The 17045-nt window shown below is 56.4% G+C and carries 17 protein-coding genes; 5 read left to right on the top strand and 12 right to left on the bottom strand.

The window, feature by feature from the left end; all coding sequences use genetic code 11:
* The first annotated feature begins 46 nt into the window (after positions 1–46).
* Entirely contained in the window at positions 47–2122 is a 2076-nt protein-coding gene (locus AC1XYH_RS04030) for a putative bifunctional diguanylate cyclase/phosphodiesterase (protein ID WP_483325380.1), read from the top strand.
* 30 nt (positions 2123–2152) lie between these two features.
* Here the strand turns inward: AC1XYH_RS04030 and AC1XYH_RS04025 are convergent, their stop codons facing one another.
* From AC1XYH_RS04025 to AC1XYH_RS03975, 11 genes are all read right to left on the bottom strand, one after another.
* Entirely contained in the window at positions 2153–3073 is a 921-nt protein-coding gene (locus tag AC1XYH_RS04025) for a GIDE domain-containing protein (protein WP_483325379.1), read from the bottom strand.
* Positions 3070–3642, bottom strand: coding sequence for a LemA family protein (locus tag AC1XYH_RS04020; RefSeq protein ID WP_483325378.1), 573 nt, complete (start codon positions 3640–3642; stop codon positions 3070–3072). Before AC1XYH_RS04020 ends, AC1XYH_RS04025 begins: the two co-directional genes overlap by 4 nt.
* Before the next feature lie 215 nt (positions 3643–3857).
* Positions 3858–4766 carry an RNA polymerase sigma factor RpoS gene (rpoS, locus tag AC1XYH_RS04015; protein ID WP_483325377.1) on the bottom strand — a complete coding sequence of 303 codons (909 nt, stop codon included), beginning with the start codon at positions 4764–4766 and terminating at the stop codon, positions 3858–3860.
* Between the two features lie 275 nt (positions 4767–5041).
* Positions 5042–5929, bottom strand: a complete 888-nt coding sequence (locus tag AC1XYH_RS04010; RefSeq protein WP_483325376.1) for a peptidoglycan DD-metalloendopeptidase family protein — start codon at positions 5927–5929, stop codon at positions 5042–5044.
* A gap of 85 nt (positions 5930–6014) precedes the next feature.
* Positions 6015–6938, bottom strand: a complete 924-nt coding sequence (locus AC1XYH_RS04005) for a polyprenyl-phosphate transporter (protein ID WP_483325375.1) — start codon at positions 6936–6938, stop codon at positions 6015–6017.
* Between the two features lie 22 nt (positions 6939–6960).
* Positions 6961–7632 carry a protein-L-isoaspartate(D-aspartate) O-methyltransferase gene (locus AC1XYH_RS04000; protein ID WP_483325374.1) on the bottom strand — a complete coding sequence of 224 codons (672 nt, stop codon included), beginning with the start codon at positions 7630–7632 and terminating at the stop codon, positions 6961–6963.
* A gap of 2 nt (positions 7633–7634) precedes the next feature.
* On the bottom strand, positions 7635–8384 hold the full coding sequence (gene surE, locus AC1XYH_RS03995) for a 5'/3'-nucleotidase SurE (protein ID WP_483325373.1): 750 nt from the start codon (positions 8382–8384) through the stop codon (positions 7635–7637).
* Positions 8384–9442: a tRNA pseudouridine(13) synthase TruD gene (truD, locus tag AC1XYH_RS03990; RefSeq protein WP_483325372.1), complete on the bottom strand. Its 1059-nt coding sequence runs from the start codon at positions 9440–9442 to the stop codon at positions 8384–8386. The genes surE and truD overlap by 1 nt, the downstream gene beginning before the upstream one ends.
* Positions 9435–9911, bottom strand: a complete 477-nt coding sequence (gene ispF, locus AC1XYH_RS03985) for a 2-C-methyl-D-erythritol 2,4-cyclodiphosphate synthase (protein ID WP_483325371.1) — start codon at positions 9909–9911, stop codon at positions 9435–9437. Before ispF ends, truD begins: the two co-directional genes overlap by 8 nt.
* Positions 9912–9974: 63 nt before the next feature.
* A complete protein-coding gene (fghA, locus tag AC1XYH_RS03980) occupies positions 9975–10829 on the bottom strand; it encodes an S-formylglutathione hydrolase (protein WP_483325370.1) in 855 nt (284 codons plus the stop codon).
* A gap of 57 nt (positions 10830–10886) precedes the next feature.
* Positions 10887–11999 (bottom strand): S-(hydroxymethyl)glutathione dehydrogenase/class III alcohol dehydrogenase, encoded by a 1113-nt coding sequence (locus AC1XYH_RS03975; RefSeq protein WP_483325369.1) that lies wholly within the window; start codon positions 11997–11999, stop codon positions 10887–10889.
* Positions 12000–12105: 106 nt separating this feature from the next.
* Between AC1XYH_RS03975 and AC1XYH_RS03970 the strand changes: the two genes are divergently transcribed.
* A complete protein-coding gene (locus AC1XYH_RS03970) occupies positions 12106–13011 on the top strand; it encodes a LysR substrate-binding domain-containing protein (RefSeq protein ID WP_483325368.1) in 906 nt (301 codons plus the stop codon).
* 67 nt (positions 13012–13078) lie between these two features.
* Here AC1XYH_RS03970 and AC1XYH_RS03965 read toward each other — a convergent pair whose 3' ends face one another.
* Positions 13079–13471: a DUF4168 domain-containing protein gene (locus AC1XYH_RS03965; protein WP_483325367.1), complete on the bottom strand. Its 393-nt coding sequence runs from the start codon at positions 13469–13471 to the stop codon at positions 13079–13081.
* Between the two features lie 165 nt (positions 13472–13636).
* Between AC1XYH_RS03965 and AC1XYH_RS03960 the strand changes: the two genes are divergently transcribed.
* The 3 genes from AC1XYH_RS03960 (at position 13637) to AC1XYH_RS03950 (ending at position 17037) form a co-directional block, all read left to right on the top strand.
* Positions 13637–15145 (top strand): ATP-binding protein, encoded by a 1509-nt coding sequence (locus AC1XYH_RS03960; RefSeq protein WP_483325366.1) that lies wholly within the window; start codon positions 13637–13639, stop codon positions 15143–15145.
* Positions 15142–16518, top strand: a complete 1377-nt coding sequence (locus tag AC1XYH_RS03955) for a sigma-54-dependent transcriptional regulator (protein WP_483325365.1) — start codon at positions 15142–15144, stop codon at positions 16516–16518. Before AC1XYH_RS03960 ends, AC1XYH_RS03955 begins: the two co-directional genes overlap by 4 nt.
* A gap of 75 nt (positions 16519–16593) precedes the next feature.
* Positions 16594–17037, top strand: coding sequence for a hypothetical protein (locus tag AC1XYH_RS03950; RefSeq protein ID WP_483325364.1), 444 nt, complete (start codon positions 16594–16596; stop codon positions 17035–17037).
* The last annotated feature ends 8 nt before the right edge of the window (positions 17038–17045 follow it).

Here is a 17045-nt window from a genome sequence, read left to right as displayed (position 1 = left end):
TGATGATCCTACCGCTCATCTCACATACGATAGGAATAACAAGACCTTGAAGCTCGAGCGCAGGCACAGTCTTTCCATCAAATTGCTTCGTCTGGTGTTGCTTTGGGCACTGGCAGTGGGCGTTGTATTAAGCATGGGTCAAATCGCATACGATCTGCGCAAAGAAAGCCATATGATCGACAGCAATGCTGAGCAGATTCTGGCCATGTCACAGGATCCAGCCACCCAAGCGGTTTACAGTCTGGATCGCGAGATGGCAATGCAGGTGATCGGCGGCCTGTTTGAACATGAAGCCGTTCGCTATGCGGCTATCGGCCACCCCGATGAAACCCAACTAGCCAGCCGCGAGCGACCGCTGAAAAGCGCGCCCTACCGTAAGATTACTGACTGGTTGTTTGGCGTTGAACAGCAATACAGCGTCGGACTCTATGGTCGCGCGCCCTACAAAGAATACTATGGTGATCTGCGCATTACGCTAGACACCGCGCCCTACGGCGAAGACTTTCTGCAGAGCTCACTGATCATCCTCCTGTCCGGCGTGCTGCGCGCCATGGCGATGGCTTTTGTACTTTATCTGCTCTATCACATACTGCTGACCAGGCCGCTGGCCGGCATCATAGACCGTATCGCCAACATCAACCCGGACCAGCCCGGTAAAATGCACATCCCCATGTTGCCCGGTCAGGAAAAGAACGAACTCGGGCTGTGGATAAGCAAAGCCAACGAGCTGCTGGAATCGATTGAGCGCAACAGCAGTCGACGCCGTGAGGCCGAAGCTAACTTGCTGCACATGGCGCAACATGACCACCTCACCGGCCTACCCAACCGCAGCATGCTGCAAGAGCAGCTCAGTCGCATCCTCGCCGATGCCGGGCGACGTCAACGCGGTGTAGCGGTGCTGTGTTGCGGTCTGGATGACTTCAAAGAAATTAACGAACAGTTTAGTTATCAATCCGGCGACAGTTTGCTGGTCACCGTCGCTGACCGCCTGCGCGCCAATAGCGGTCGGCTTGGCAGTCTCGCGCGCTTGGGCGGCGACCAGTTTGCATTGGTACAGACCGGCGTTGGTGAGCCCTATGAAGCGGCCGAACTGGCACAAACCATTTTGGACGACCTGAGTCGACCGTTCGAGGTTGGCGAGCACACCGTAAGCTTACGCGCCACCATCGGGATCACCCTATTCCCGGATGACGGCGACGACGCTGAGAAACTACTACAGAAGGCCGAGCAAACCATGATGCTGGCCAAGGCCCGCTCACGGAACCGCTATCAGTTCTACATCGCCAGCCTGGATAGCGAGATGCGCGTACGTCGCGAGCTCGACAAAGAGCTACGCGGCGCCCTGGAGCGCAATGAATTCCACCTGACTTATCAGCCGCAGGTCAGCTATGCCACCCACGAAGTCGTCGGCGTAGAGGCGCTGCTGCGCTGGCAGCACCCGGAACGTGGTCTGGTGCCACCCGATTTATTCATCCCATTGGCAGAGCAGAACGGCATCATCATCAGCATTGGCGAGTGGGTACTCGACCAAGCCTGTAAACAGCTGCGCGTTTGGCATGATCAAGGCTTCAGCGAATTACGCATGGCCGTCAACCTGTCTACCGTGCAGCTGCACCACAGCGAGCTTTCACGTGTGGTGACCAACCTAATGCAACGCTACAAGTTGCCGGCGCATTGCCTTGAGATGGAAGTGACCGAAACCGGCTTGATGGAAGATATCGCAGCGGCGGCCAGCCACCTCAATAGCCTGAAAAAAGCCGGCGTATTGATCGCCATCGATGACTTCGGTACCGGCTATTCATCGCTCAGCTATTTGCGCGGCTTACCGCTGGATAAGATCAAGATCGACAAGAGCTTTGTACAGGATGTGCTGGTGGATGAGGACGACGCGACTATCGTGCGTGCCATCATACAGTTGGGTCGCAGTCTGAATATGGAAGTCATCGCCGAGGGCGTAGAGTCTGCCGAGCAAGAGGCGTATGTGATAGCCCAAGGCTGCAATGAAGGCCAGGGCTACTATTACAGCAGACCGCTGTCACCAGAGGCTTTTGAGGTTTGGATTCGTCAGTACCAGGCAAAGGCCAAAACCGCGCTCAACAGCTCTGAAAACAGTTCCAGCTAACGCCGCTACCCATTAAGAAAGCCTAGCGCTTCAAGCCAACCATAACCAACAGGCCAATAGGCTGCTGGAAACCAGCCCTAATAGGCTCCACCAGCTACTGTGGCGTAAACGCCGACTGAGATCATCCTGGTGATGATCCGACAGTACAAAGGGCAACCCGCGGCGCGCAGGCTTACTCAGGGCATGTACGACCGGTGCCTGCCCTGCAATGCTGGCTTGCTGCTCAGCTGTCTGATTAGCCGCCCGCCGCACTCGCTCCCATTCCTGCATATCAATCTTGCCATCACCGTTATGATCAAAGCGCGCCAGAAGGCTCGGATAGTCCGCCTTCCAATTGCTGATAACCTGGCGTGAAATCGCATTTAGGTCAACTGCCTCACGCCCACCGCCACGGCTCTCAAACCAGCCAATCGCATAAAGGGGTTCCTCGGCCAAAAACCATTCCTCAGTGTAGCGGTAACGCTTGCGCAACAGGCTACCGAGCAGCCCTTTGGATACCGAAGCCGTTGCTGGCCAACGTTGAGTACCTTCCCAACGCCGTCGATACTTTGGGTGCACTTGCGCACCCAGCGGGTTGATCCAGCAGGCACCAGTGGGGTCGCGAAGCAGAAAAGGGCGCTCAGAAACACCCTGCTCTACCGTGCGCCATTGATTGTCCCTATCAGAACGACCGCGATGCTCTTCCACGCGAAACCGATACCACAGACAAGGCTTTTTCCCCAGCGGCGAGAGCAAAGGCTCGTGACCACCCGCATCCAGCATACCGTTGAGTTCAACCAACCCCTGGGCTGCTGAGCGAACACGCGAGGTGGGGGTATCTTCAATCCAGCGTGCGCGCTGCAAACGCGTCAGCATGAAATAGAGGCAAGCCAGTGCGGCGAGGGTCGCCAGACCGGAGAAAAGATAATAATGCGGGTAAGACAACCACATAACCCCATGTACATCGATCATGAAAACAGGGCTCGCATGTTTACGTCAGCTGTCTCCTGCGCAGTAAATTGCAGTAAATCAGCCGATTTGAACGCAAACAGCCGCGCCAGCAACACTTCAGGGAACTGTTCTATACGCACGTTATTGATATTAACTGCAGCGTTGTAAAGCTCGCGACGATCAGCTATGCCGTTCTCCAGACCGGTGATACGTTGCTGCAGGTGCTGAAAGGACTCGCTAGCCTTGAGCTCAGGATAACTCTCCGCCAAAGCAAAAAGCTGACCTAATCCGCTACGCAAAGCGGTTTCCGCAACGCCCACAGCCTTCACGTCACTCTGCTGACGGGCGCTGGCGACGGCGCTGCGAGCCGTTATCACTCGCTCAAGCGTCTCGCCTTCGTACTGCATATAACGTCGACAAGCCTCAACCAGTTTGGGAAGCTCGTCGTGGCGCTGACGCAAGAGCACATCAATATTGGACCAGGCTTGGCTGACGGCGTGCTTCACGCTCACCAGCTGGTTGTAAAGCATGATGGCGTAAATCAGCGTTACCGCCAGAATCACAAGAAAAAGCAGGGTTATCAATTCCATTGAGTCAAATCCTCTCGAGTTACACCAACGCAGATAAATCATAGCGCCCTGGGGGTTCACCAAACAGCGGCAGGGTGCCGTTACTATAACGGCAGAAAGCACGAACAGGCATGGCCTTTTCGCCTAAGGGGAAAGCAGAATATGCGGTAAACGGCGAGCAAGGAATGCTCGACGCGCCACCGCCGAAAGGCGGTGGGGTCTTGGGCTGGTTCAACTTACTGAAAAAGCGACTCGCTGGACAGGCCGTGCTGCTCGAGGATGTCGCGTAACCGCTTCAACGCCTCGACCTGAATCTGCCTCACGCGCTCTCGGGTGAGGCCAATCTCACGGCCAACCTCCTCCAAGGTACTGCTCTCATGCCCGCGCAGACCAAAACGGCGAGTGACTACTTCACGCTGTTTCTCGGTAAGCTCTGAAAGCCAGCTGTCGATACTGGTATTCAGGTCGTCGTGTTGTAGCTGATCACAGGGGTCGCTGCCTTGCTCATCGGTCAAGGTATCGAGCAACGTCTTATCCGAATCCGGCCCCAGCGACATATCAACCGAGGCAACCCGCTCGTTCAAACCCAGCATGCGCTTAACATCTGCTACTGGCTTGTCGAGCAACAGTGCGATCTCTTCTGGAGAAGGCTCATGATCCAATTTTTGCGTTAACTCGCGCGCCGCACGCAGATAAATATTGAGTTCTTTCACCACATGAATCGGCAGACGAATAGTGCGCGTCTGGTTCATGATTGCGCGCTCAATAGTTTGCCTGATCCACCAGGTAGCGTAAGTCGAAAAGCGGAAGCCACGCTCTGGATCGAACTTCTCTACCGCACGAATCAAACCGAGATTGCCCTCCTCGATCAGGTCGAGCAGCGTCAAACCACGGTTAACGTAACGTCGAGCAATTTTCACTACCAAGCGCAGATTACTTTCGATCATGCGCTTACGACCCGCCGGGTCACCCTTCTGCGCGAGACGCGCAAAATGGACTTCTTCTTCGGGTGTTAACAGAGGAGAAAAACCGATTTCGTTGAGATACAGCTGAGTTGCATCCAGCTGTTTGGTGAACTCGAACGCATTTTCGCGCTTGTGGTTACGCGGCGTCGCTCTTTTTACGGCAGTGATCGATGCAGGCATTGCACTCTCCTCATCATCCTTGACACCACGCTCAGCAAGCGTGGGCTGATCTAACATGGTCTGCCCTGACTGTTTCTTATTTTTAACTGCCATATACACGCCCCATTTCCAGTCAAAACGCGGTATGAACACTACTTCAGCAGCGGCCTACCACCAATCGACATGCAGGCATCGATCGGGCCGCCCAACATCCATACCTGTGCAAACATCTCTGCTTGTGCAGGCAGCGTGCCTGTAAGGCATGACAATTATGTGTCCGCCCCAACACCTTAGCATCAAGATTTAGGCAAATACGCCAACGGGTCTACAGGTTGGCCTTTTCGTCTGATCTCGAAATGCAATTTCACCCGATCAGTGCCGCTGCTGCCCATCTCTGCGATGGTCTGCCCTACCTTGACCTGATCACCCTCTTTAACCAACAAGCGACTGTTGTGCGCATAGGCACTCAAGTAAGTCTCATCGTGTTTGATGATGATCATCTCGCCATAGCCAATCAACCCACGACCCGCATATACCACCGCGCCGTTGGCTGCCGCTTTCACAGGCTCGCCCAATTGCCCGGCAATATCAATCCCTTTATTCAAACTGCCGTTTGACTGAAAACGTGCCAGCAAAGTGCCACGTGCGGGCCAGTTCCAACCCGCGACAGTAGCAGGAAGTGCGGGCTGTGAAGCAGGCGTAGCGGCCGGAGACGCAGGCGCAGCAGGTGGTCGGGTAGTGGTGGTCGTGAGGCCAGGCTTGGGTGCAGTGGTGGGTCTGGACACCACAGGCGTGCGCACCGTGGCCGGAATAGGTGTGGCACTGCGTGGCGCATTAGACGAAGGTCTAGCGGCGGGAGCGCGTGATGCAGTCCCGGAATTCAGATTAATGCGTTGCCCAGGATAGATGGTATAGGGCGCGGGCATGCGATTGTTGCGGGCAAGCGCTTTCCAGTCCCAACCATAACGGAAGGCAATTTGATAAAGCGTTTCGCCACGCTGAACTGTGTGGTAACCAGATGTAACCGTGTCAGCCCGCTGCCCACCACGTCCACGTCCACGTTCATCAATGGGGACTGTACCGGACGGCCCTGCGCAGGCAACCAGCAGCGTAGCCAATAAAAACACACCAAGCTGTTTGATTTTCACACCCGCCTGTAGCCTGTAACGCATACACCAACCCATTCCCAGGTTGGCTCCAGTTCTTTCTCTACCAAGCCGTAGAAAACGCTCTCCTCAACAGCCTGTTACTGCAAATACCATTCTGGATTCAGGCCGCTGAACGCCGTCCCCACCAATCCAATAACAACACTAATACCACGGCCAAGGCCATCAATGCCAACCCGCTTTGCCAGAGTGAAGGCTCACCGCTGATGCTCTGATACTGCGCTGGCAGCAGGTTATTCTGCAACACGGGCACATGTTCGCCGTGGCTATTGGTACGCCAGCTGAGGGTTTCCTTCCAGGGCCAAACCTTATTCAGCGAGCCAATCAACAACCCGGTAAGAAAGGCCAACGTGATATTGCGGGCATGCCCCAGCAGCCACGACAACAACCGCGAGAAACTAAGGATACCGATCACGCAGCCCAACATAAAACAGCCCAACAACACCAGATCGAAGGTCTTCACGGCGTGTAGAACTCCGCTGTAGAGCCCCAACAGCAGCAGTATAAAGCTGCCAGATATGCCCGGCAGTATCATCGCGCAAATGGCGATACTGCCGCCGAAAAATAGCGTGAGCGGCGTCACACTCAATGTCATGGGTGACGCCACCGTGATCAGATAAGCAAAACCACAGCCGGCGATCGCTGCCAGAATTGTCCAGGGGCTCCAACGCTCAATCTCGCGGCCAACCAAATAGACCGAGATCAGAATAAGGCCGAAGAAGAAGGACCACACCAGCAAGCCGTGTTCGGCAAGCAGGTAGCTGATCACACGGGCCAGTGTGGCGATACTACAGAGGATGCCTGCCAATAACGTAAACAGAAAACCACCGTCGATGGCCTTCCAGGTGTCGTTAAAACGACCGCGCGCTAACCACAGCAACTTGTCTGGCGTGCAGGCGGCAATCGACGCCAGCAAACGATCATAAATACCGGAAATAAACGCGATGGTACCGCCGGAAACGCCAGGCACCACGTCAGCTGCACCCATGGCGATGCCACGCAGAAAAATTAGAATGTATTCCCTCAACTGCACTTTCCCTTCGAGTAACTCAGGAGCGGATCGCGCCCGCCAGTAAAGGCACAAAGCGAACCGGTTCTACCTGCTGATAAATGAATTCTTCGCCGTTGCGTACTACCAACATCAAATGCTGATCCTGCTCACCCACGGGTATCACCATACGGCCGCCGTCAGCCAACTGACTGAGCAACTCGCGAGGCACTTCAGCCGGTGCAGCGGTAACCAGAATGGCATCGTAGGGTCCGTATTGCGGCCAGCCCCAGTTGCCATCGGCGTGGCGGAACACCACATTACGGATATTGATGTCTTTTAGTACGACCTTGGCGCGCTCCTGCAGCGGATAGATGCGCTCCACACTAAAAATGCGCTCTACCACCTGCGCCAGAATGGCGGTTTGGTAACCCGAGCCTGTGCCTACTTCCATTACCTTGTCGAGCGGGCCACCACCCAGCAATAGTTCGGTCATGCGCGCGACTATGTATGGCTGGGACAGCGTTTGATTATGCCCGATAGGCAGCGCCGTATCTTCGTAAGCCCGGTGCGCCAGAGCTTCATCCACAAATAGATGCCGGGGTGTACGGCGGATAGCTTCCAGCACGTGCAGATTACGAATCCCTTCCTCGAACAGCCGCTCGAGCAAGCGCTCGCGGGTCCGCTGGGAAGTCATGCCAATACCGTTCTTATAATGTTCGTCGCGCGCCATACTCAACCTAGATTACCCAGCCAGTCCTGCAGGTGATCAAACACCTCGTAATGGGTCTTATCGACCCGCAGTGGTGTGACCGAAACATAGCCCTGCAGCACGGCGTGAAAATCGGTCCCTTCACCGCCGTCTTCGGCATCACCTGCCACTGAGATCCAGTAGCCTTCCTTACCGCGCGGGTCAGTCCACTTGATCGGCTTAGCCGCACGCGACCTATGCCCCAAACGCGTCAAGCGAATTCCTTTGATCTGCGCCATTGGCAGATTGGGAATATTCACACTTAATACCGTGCGCGGTGGCAAATCCAGCTTATCGTGGGCTTCAACCATCTGCCGCGCGATGGCCGCAGCGACCGGTAGATTATCGGTCTGTCGCCCCACCAGCGAGAACGCCATCGCCGGGCGGGCGAGAAAACGACCCTCAAGGGCGGCCGCCACTGTGCCCGAATAGAGCACGTCGTCACCCAGGTTGGCGCCGAGGTTGATGCCGGAAACCACCATATCCACGGTGTCTTCAAAGAACGCGTTCAAGCCCAAATGTACGCAATCGGTCGGCGTGCCATTGAGGCCAATAAATCCGTTCTCGTGTACGAAAGGTCGCAGCGGGCGGTCAAGGCTCAAGGCGCTGCTCGCGCCGCTGCGGTCTTCTTCAGGGGCGACTACAACACAGTCGGCATAATCCGCTAATGCGCCGTGCAGGGCTTTGATCCCTGGCGCCAGCACACCGTCGTCATTGGCAATCAGAATACGCATCAGTTTTCGCTTTCTATCCCACCGCCAGCCTGGCTGACCAGCTCTACCAGCTCGCGCAGAACCGCCGTCGCGAAGCAGCCGGTGGGCAAGGTGAATTCAAGTTCGAGACAATCCGAGGACGGATAATGCCACGTCAGACCGGCAATGGGGAGGCGTAAAATGCGCCGCGCCTGATCCATCCCGGCTTGCGCCAACCACTCTGCCAGATCAGGCTGCTGTGCTGCCACCTTCTGTTCCATTTCCGCCTGCGCGCCACTACTGGCCAGTTCGCCCGCGCCCCACAGCGCGGCAGTAGGATGCAGGTCGAGCTGCGCAACACGCTGATCATCAGCAGCCAGCTCCGAAGCCGGAAATTGGCTGCGACTTTGTGTAAAGGCCAGACAATCTCCGGGCAATACGGAATTCCAGTTACGGGCAGCCACACGCTCGGCTAGCATCTGATTGAACAAATAACTACGCGCCGTAGAGAGTAACCGCGAGCGAGTGCCTCGCGCTGGCGGATAAGCGCAGCGCTGCGCCCAGTTACGGGCATCTTCCAGATTACCGCCCGCATAACCAAAGCGCTGCGGCCCAAAATAATTAGGCACGCCCTGCTCAGCCAGCATCTTGAGACGCGCTTCGAGCGGTGGCTTCTCCGCTTGCAGTTCGGTCAAACGTATCAGAAACCGATTGGCGCTGTGGGCCCCGCGCTGCAGTTTACGCTTGTGCCGCACCTGCTGCAGGCAACTAAGATTGTCACCCCAAAGTGACGAAAAATCGGGGTCTGCTTTCCCCGGAAGCTGAAGGCTAAACCACTGCTGGGTCACCGCCACACGATCCTTGAGACCGGCGTAGCTAATGTCACGCAGTGAGACGCCGCTAGTTCTTGCCAGCTTGCGCGCTACTTCTTCAGTATTCAGGCCGCGCTTTTCGATAAGCAACCAGAGATGCTCGCCCTCACCTGAGAGCTCGATATCCAACACTTCAGTGACGCGGAAATCTTCCGGCGCGGCTTTCAGTACAGCGGCGCCACAGGGCTCACCCCAAGCACGCGGCCCAAGCAACTCAGCCTCAATCATGGGCAATCAACAGGGCAACGGCATGCACCGCAATACCTTCTTCGCGGCCAATAAAGCCCAGTTTTTCAGTGGTGGTGGCTTTAACGTTAACCTGATCGAGTGAGACCTGCAGATCTTCGGCGATCAGCTCCCGCATGCGGGCAATATGCAGCGCCATTTTGGGCGCCTGGGCAACGATGGTGGCATCGACATTACCGACCTTCCAGCCTTTGCCCTGCACTAGGCCTACCACATGACGTAGCAGCACTCGGCTATCTGCACCGGCGTAATTGGCGTCGGTATCGGGAAAGTGCTGGCCGATATCACCCAGCGCAGCAGCGCCAAGTAGCGCGTCGCTCAACGCGTGTAGCACAACATCACCGTCTGAGTGCGCCAACAGGCCAAAACGATGGGGAATCCTGACGCCCCCGAGAGTGACAAAATCACCCTCGGTGAAACGATGAACGTCATAGCCATGACCAATGCGCATGCTGCCACCTTACCCAATCAAATGTGCCAAGGATTCTACCGCCTTGGCACACCAAGGGACAGGCTAGATCAGCCCCAAGGCCTTGCCGTGATGGCGCAGATGATCGTCAATAAAACTAGCGATAAAGAAGTAGCTGTGGTCATAACCCGGCTGACGGCGGAGCGTCAACGGATGCCCAACAGCGTGTGCAGCAGCTTCCAGCGCTTCCGGCTTGAGCTGCTCAACCACAAAGTTATCCGCTTCACCCTGATCAACCAACAGCGGCAAGCGCTCCTTCGCATTGGCAATCAACTCACAAGCATCCCACTGCTTCCAACTTTCACGATCATTGCCAAGATAGCTACCCAACGCTTTGTGCCCCCACGGACAGTCAAGCGGATGAGTGATGGGTGCGAAGGCAGACACCGAGCGATAGCGACCGGGGTTGCGCAATGCACACACCAGCGCGCCATGCCCGCCCATAGAGTGGCCACTGATACTGCGCTGATCACTGACCGGAAAATGCTCTTCTACCAGTGCAGGTAGCTCGTCCACCACATAGTCGTACATGCGGTAATGCTCAGCCCAAGGCTGCTCTGTGGCATTCACATAAAAACCCGCGCCCAGACCGAAATCGTAGGCACCTTCAGCATCGTCCGGCACACCCTCACCACGCGGGCTGGTATCCGGCATCACCAATACCATGCCCAACTCAGCGGCGAGACGCTGGGCGCCGGCCTTCTGGCTGAAGTTCTCATCATTACAGGTAAGCCCGGACAGCCAGTACAACACCGGCAATGGCTTGCCTTGATCCGCTTGGGGCGGCAGATAAATACCAAACACCATGTCACAGCGCAGTGTTTTGGAGTGGTGCTTGTAACGCTTCTGCCAGCCACCGAAGCTCTTGTTGGCAGAAACCAATTCAAGTATCGAATCCATTAAAACCTCTCACGCGGGAAGCCGCTTGGCGTAACGCCTCAGGCTTCCCGCTGTCACTTAAAAATGAATGACGGTACGAATGCTCTTGCCTTCGTGCATCAGATCAAAGGCTTTATTGATATCTTCCAGGCCCATGGTGTGGGTGATAAAGGTATCCAGAGGGATCTCGCCCGTCTGCGCCTTCGCAACATAACCCGGCAGCTCGGTACGGCCTTTTACGCCACCAAAGGCGCTGCCACGCCAGACTCGACCGGTCACCAGCTGAAACGGACGGGTGCTGATTTCCTGGCCGGCACCGGCCACACCGATGATGATGGATTCGCCCCAGCCCTTGTGCGCGCATTCCAGCGCGGCGCGCATCAGCTGCACATTGCCCACGCACTCGAAGGAGAAATCCACACCGCCGTCGGTCATCTCAACAATGACTTCCTGAATCGGCTTATCGTGATCCTTAGGGTTAACAAAGTCGGTAGCGCCCAGTTCCCGGGCGATATCAAACTTGGAAGGATTGATATCAACCGCGATGATGCGGCGGGCCTTGACCATAGTCGCGCCGATGATCGCAGCCAAACCAATGCCGCCCAGGCCAAAGATCGCAACGGTTGAACCTTCGGTCACCTTGGCCGTATTCAGCACTGCACCGATGCCAGTGGTCACGCCGCAACCCAGCAGGCAGACTTTTTCCAGCGGCGCTTCCTTGGGGATTTTGGCCAGCGAGATCTCTGGTACTACGGTGTATTCAGAGAAGGTCGAGGTACCCATGTAGTGATAGATCGGCTCACCTTTGTAAGAAAAGCGCGAGGTGCCGTCGGGCATCACACCTTTACCCTGCGTGCCGCGTACCGCCTGACATAGATTGGTTTTTCCAGAGGTACAGAACTTACAGGTGCGACACTCCGCGGTGTACAGCGGGATCACGTGGTCACCCACTTCCAGCGACGTTACGCCCTCGCCGAGCGCCTCAACAATACCACCACCTTCGTGACCGAGAATGGCCGGAAAAATGCCTTCCGGATCATCGCCAGACAGGGTGAAAGCATCCGTGTGACACACGCCGCTGGCGACGATACGCACCAGCACTTCGCCTTTCTGTGGCGGCGCCACATCTACTTCAACGATTTCCAACGGCTTGCCTGGAGCAAAAGCAACGGCGGCACGGGATTTGATCATGGGAATTCTCCTCAGGGGTGTTTACGATGCCATGCAGTGTAGTAGACCTATGTTTTGTGGATAATAGCCCGCACAGCAAAACATTATTGCCATGCAGGGATAATCAATGAATCAGTGGGAAGGGATTGACGAATTTGTCTGCGTGGCCGAGCTGGGACACTTCAGCGGTGCGGCTACCCGCTTGGGATTATCTTCTTCCCATGTCAGCCGTCAGATCGCGCGTCTTGAGGATCGCCTGCAGACGCGCCTGTTCTATCGCAGCACCCGTAAGGTCAGCCTGACCGAAGCCGGCCAAACGTTTCTACAGCATTGCCAGCGCTTGCAAGACGCCCGCGACGAAGCGTTGCAAGCCATCACTGATCTCGGCAGCGAACCCAAGGGCCTGCTGCGCATGACCTGCGCCGTGGCCTATGGCGAGAGCTTTATCATGCCGCTGGTGGACGACTTTATGCAGCGTCACCCGCAGCTACGGGTAGAAATGACGCTGACCAACCAGACGCTTGATCTGCTGCACGGCAGCTACGACCTGGCCATTCGCCTGGGTCGACTGCAAGACTCTAGCATGATCGCCACGCGAATCGCGCCTCGCCACATGTATCTATGCGCAGCACCGACTTACCTCGCACACCATGGCGCCCCGCATAGCCTATCGGAGCTGCCAAGGCATAACTGCCTGATCGGCAGCAGCGATGTATGGAGCTTTCAACAGCGCGGCAAGGAAGTACCGGTGCGCGTGCAGGGTAATTGGCGCTGCAACAGTGGCCAAGCTGTGTTGGAAGCGGCCTTACGCGGCTTCGGCCTGTGTCAGCTGCCGGACTACTATGTGCGCGAGCATCTACGCAGCGGGGCGTTGCGCGCGCTCTTGCCACAACATCAACCACCACACACTGCCGTTTGGGCGCTCTACCCCCAACAACGCCACCTTTCACCTAAAGTCCGACAACTAGTCGACTATCTGAAACTGGGCTTAGCGCAGCGCGCGGAATACAACAGCACCGCACCAGAATCCTGATTGAGCCTATAAGACGCACAGCAAAAAGGGGCCGAAGCCCCTTTTTTCCACCTAAGCAGACTCGCTGTTAATTGAACTGTTGGGCGCGTTCACGCAGCTCCATATCAGTTTGCATACGCGAAGCTATCTCGTTGTAGCGCGGAATATCGAGCTCTTGATCCTGAATGGCCTCAACCATTTCTTTTTGAGCGCCCATTTGCAGTTTCTGTGCCTCTTGCTGGTCACCGGCACTACTCAGCTCTTTGGTCAGATCCTCACGAATCTCGTTCACTTTCTTTTCAGCACCGACGAACTTTTCCAGATCGGTCTCGCTCACGGGTGCAGAAGCCTGGGCCGCACCTTGTGGCTCGCCAAACTGCTGCTGAGTGGCACCGTCCATTGACTGAGCCATGGCAACAGGTACACCGGCGGTCATGGTGGCAATGATCAGAGCAGCACTGAATTTTTTAATGTTCATCATGAGTATCTCCTTCGGTTGAACTCACTAAAGGTATTACACGGAGCGTGCCAACTTTGCCGAAAAATATTCAACTATCTGATTTAAAAAGGAAATAGTATTAAGAAATGGTAAAGCCGCGGGAAATTCGACTTGCAATACCGCCCATTAACTGTATCTTTTTTAAACATGAGCAAAAAATACCCGTTCAGATTTGGCACACTTACTCAGCGTTGGGCTCTTCCTAGCCTCAGCGGCTTGCAACGCACCCTGCTGCTGTTTGTAGTACTGCCATTGCTGTTACTGACTGCACTCGGCATTCGCTTCGGTCTGGAACAAGCTAACCAGTTTCAACAACAACGCCTGAAAAACGACCTGGAGCTGATCGGCCGTGCCATCAGCATTCCGATTGGTACAGCGTTGGGCGAAAATGATCGCCAAGCGATTGAGCTGGCATTAGGCTCCGTCTTTGTACTGGGTGAGGTCTATGGTGCTTCGGTGTTTGACGTCAACGGTGTGCGCTTAGCGTCGGCCGGCGTTACCGAAAGCGACCTAACCCGCACACCCATTCCCGACCTAATTGTGGCCACTGGCGAATCTCAGCAAGGCTTCAGCCAGGTTGGCGGCCGCCACCTGTTCTCGCATTTCATGCCGTTGTTTGATGTAGGCGGCAACATTCAGGGTTTGATTCAAATTACCCGGCGCGCCAGTGACTTTGGTCGGGCACTTGATCAACTCACCATTATTGCCTGGGCGGCTTGGGCGCTGCTGGGGCTGACCATCATCTGCGCGGTCATGCTTGGGCACTACGGCGGCGTTGGTCGCCACGTAGACAAGCTGTTAGCCCACATGCAGCAAGTGGCGCAGGGCGATCACTCCCACCGCGCCGCGCAGGAAGGCCCCTCAGAAGTAGCAGCGCTCGCCGAAGGTCTGAATCATATGCTCGACAGCATCGAACAGGCGCGCAAGGAGGTTGATGGCCACCGTGCAGCCGAGACCGCGCTGCTTGCGCAGCTCAAGGATAACGAGAAAATGGCAGCCATCGGCGGCATGGCACGCGGCGTTGCGCATGAGTTAGGCGCGCCGCTCAGTGTGATCGACGGCCGCGCCCGCCGTCTGCAGCGCAGTAGCGCAGAAGACTCCCCACAACAACGTGAGTTCAGCGCCATACGCGCCCAGGTCGCGCGCTTGACCAGCACAGTAAAACAACTGCTCGACTACAGCCGACCAGCTGCTTCGACGCTGCGCAAAACCGATCCAGTGCAGTTGGTCGACAGCGCACTGGATGCTATCAAGCCCGAGTTCGAGCAAACCCAGATTCAATTAAACAGCCACTACCAAGCGGACTTACCAGCACTATATGGCGCCCCCGCCAGACTCGAGTTGGCCCTGCTCAACTTACTACGCAATGCCCTGCAGGCAGCACACAACCAGGTGGATATAACCCTGAGCTACAACGAACACCATCTGTTAATACGCATCAGTGATGACGGCCCAGGGCTACCGGAAACCAACCGTGCGCAACTCGTAGAACCCTTCTACACCACCAAAGCGCCGGGTGAAGGCACAGGTCTGGGGCTGGCCATCGTGCAAACCATCGTCGAAGAACATGGCGGCGAGCTGTTGCTGAACAACCGACCCGAAGGTGGTTGCCAAGTCTGCATGCAGCTGCCGGCACACAAGGAGACGAACGCATGAGCCACACAGAGCATCTGCTGCTGGTTGAAGATGACAGCGGCCTGCGCGAGTTACTGCAGGAAGAACTGGAAGCCGAGGGTTATCAGGTCACTGCCTGTGCCAGCGCAGAAGACGCCCTGGCACCATTACAACAAGCCGAGATAGATCTGCTGATAAGCGACCTGCGTTTGCCGGGCGCTGACGGCCTCAGCCTGCTGCCGCCGGCGCAGGCTTTGTCCCCCGCACCAGCAGTATTGATCATCACTGCCTTCGGCTCGGTACAGCAGGCCGTCAACGCACTACAGAATGGCGCTGACGACTTCCTTACCAAGCCGCTGGAAATTGACCACTTTCTGCTCACGGTCAAGCGCCTGCTGGAAAATCGACGCTTGCGCCGTGAAGTACAACGCTACCGCTCCATCATGGCGGTTGAGCAGTTTCACGGCATTATCGGCCAGAGCAGCGGCATGCGTAGGCTCTTCCAGCACATTCGCCAGATGGCCAGTGCCGATGGCCCAGTATTGGTGCAGGGTGAAAGCGGCACCGGCAAAGAACTGGTCGCCCGCGCTGTACATGAAGAAAGCGTACGCAGCGGTAAACCTTATATGGTGGTGAACTGTGGCGGCATTCCTGCCGAATTGATGGAAAGCGAATTTTTTGGCCACGCCGCCGGAGCTTATACCGGTGCACGCAAGGCCCGCGCCGGACTATTTCAGCAGGCCGAGGGCGGCACCCTGATGCTGGATGAGATAGGTGAGATGCCATTGGCGTTGCAGGCGAAATTACTTCGTGCACTGCAAGACGGTAACGTGCGCCCCGTCGGCAGCGACCATGAGATCCAGCTCGATGTAAGGGTAATAGCTGCAACTAACCGCAACCTGACCGAGTGCGTCGAGCAAGGCAGCTTCCGAGAGGACCTGTTCTACCGCCTGGAGACCTTTAATCTGCAAGTGCCGCCGCTGCGTGAACGCGCTGACGACATTCGTTATCTAGCCGACTTCTTTCTGGCCCGGTTCAACGCCCGCCAGCAACGTCAGCTCAAGGGCTTCAGCGATGCCGCATTACAAGCCCTGCTGCACTACCCGTTCCCCGGCAACGTGCGCGAATTACAGAATGCAGTCGAGCGCGCCGCTACCTTCTCTGAAGGCGCATTCATCGAATTGCAGAACCTGCCAGAGCGCATGCAGAGCGCTAGCAGTGAAAACGCCAACTCGCCGCTGAGCGACCCGCTAAGCAGTCTCACCGGCACGCCAGTGCTGGAACAATTACCCAGCCTGGAAAATGTGCAACGCCGTTATATTCATCAGGTGCTAGAGGCCGCCGGCGGTAACAAGCGCAAAGCCGCCGACATTCTCGGCATTACTCGGCGCACGCTATACCGTTGGATTGAGTAAGACGACGCATGCACGGCCAGTCAGCTGTGCGGTAAGCTAGTCATTACCCCAGCCAAACCCGACCAGGAGAAACCAGTGTCACGCGTGTTACGGCTCAATACTTTGCTCGACCGCACCTTTCAGCCCGGCGACCGCTGCCTGGAGGCGATCTGCGCCGAACTGGACGTGCTCAATGGACTATGTAAAACGCTGGGAGTAACGGCGCTAAGCCATTTCATCGATGCAACAGCAGTAGAACTGCAACAGGCGGTCACGCTCATCGATGACGATGCCGTCCCCGCCGCAGAGCCCGCAAGCGATCCAGAGACCGGACTAGCCTACGGTATCGAGGATATGAGTTGGCAGCCTATTGCCGCGGGCATGAGCACCCTGGAAGCACTGGAACAGCATCTGCAGCGCGAGTTCGGCAACAGCGCAGAGCAAGCCAGCCTGTTAAACGAGCTGCAGTATTGCAATCAGGCTCTTGCTCCCCTTGAGACAGAAGGCGCCCAGTTTCATCTAGCACTGACGCCTGACTGAGCATCACC

The sequence above is a fragment of the Pseudomonas sp. GW-45 genome (assembly GCF_056896675.1).
The sequence above is the reverse complement of the archived record's forward strand: the minus strand, read 5'-3'. Positions and strand labels throughout refer to the sequence as shown.